Origin of the sequence: Sphingomonas sp. 66-10 (genome assembly GCF_001897045.1) — a bacterium.
Classification (GTDB): domain Bacteria; phylum Pseudomonadota; class Alphaproteobacteria; order Sphingomonadales; family Sphingomonadaceae; genus Sphingomonas; species Sphingomonas lycopersici.
In genome coordinates this window covers 50700-51453 of record NZ_MKRR01000001.1, presented here as the reverse complement: position 1 = coordinate 51453, position 754 = coordinate 50700, and the positions used below count along the sequence as shown (strand labels likewise).

Annotated in this window: 2 pseudogenes; both read left to right on the top strand. The window is 67.4% G+C overall.

Annotation, left to right across the window (positions count from 1 at the left end):
• Positions 1-387 (top strand): annotated as a pseudogene (locus tag BGN95_RS00270) (alanine dehydrogenase); the annotation flags it as partial.
• Between the two features lie 185 nt (positions 388-572).
• A pseudogene (gene hrcA / locus BGN95_RS00265) lies at positions 573-754 on the top strand (heat-inducible transcriptional repressor HrcA); the annotation flags it as partial.

Here is a 754-nt window from a genome sequence, read left to right as displayed (position 1 = left end):
GATGTGGTGATCGGCGCGGTGCTCGTGCCGGGGGCGGCCGCGCCCAAATTGGTGACGCGCGGGATGCTCAAGCTGATGAAGCCGCGCGCGGTGCTGGTCGATGTCGCGATCGATCAGGGCGGCTGTTTCGAAACCTCGCACCCGACGACCCACGCCAATCCCACTTATGAGGTCGACGGGGTGATCCATTATTGCGTCGCCAACATGCCCGGCGCGGTGCCGCTCACCTCCAGCCACGCGCTCAACAATGCGACCTTGCCTTATGGGCTGGCGCTCGCGGCGAAAGGGCTCGCGGCGCTCGACGACGATCCGGGGCTGAAGGAAGGGCTCAACGTCGACAAGGGGCGGATCGTCAACACGGTGGTGGCGGAGGCGCTAGGGTTCTGATGCTTTCTCCCCTCCCTTGAACAAGGAGGGGACGGGGGTGGGTTGGCCTGCGGGGATACCGTTCGGGTGCCCCTCATACCCACCCACCCCCAGCCCCTCCCTTCACGAGGAAGGGGGGTAGGAAGAAGAAGGGAGCAAACGCCGTTGAGCCGGCGCCCCTCCCGCCCTACATCTCCCGCGCTATGGTGCCCGCTACCCCCGTCAGCGAGTTGAGCGATCGCGCGCGCGAGATTTTTCGCCGCGTCGTCGACAGCTATCTGGAGAGCGGCGCGCCCGTCGGCTCGCGCACGCTGGCGCAGGCCGGGCTCAACCTGTCCCCCGCCTCAATCCGCAGCGTGCTCGCGCAGCTCGAGACGATGGGGCTGCT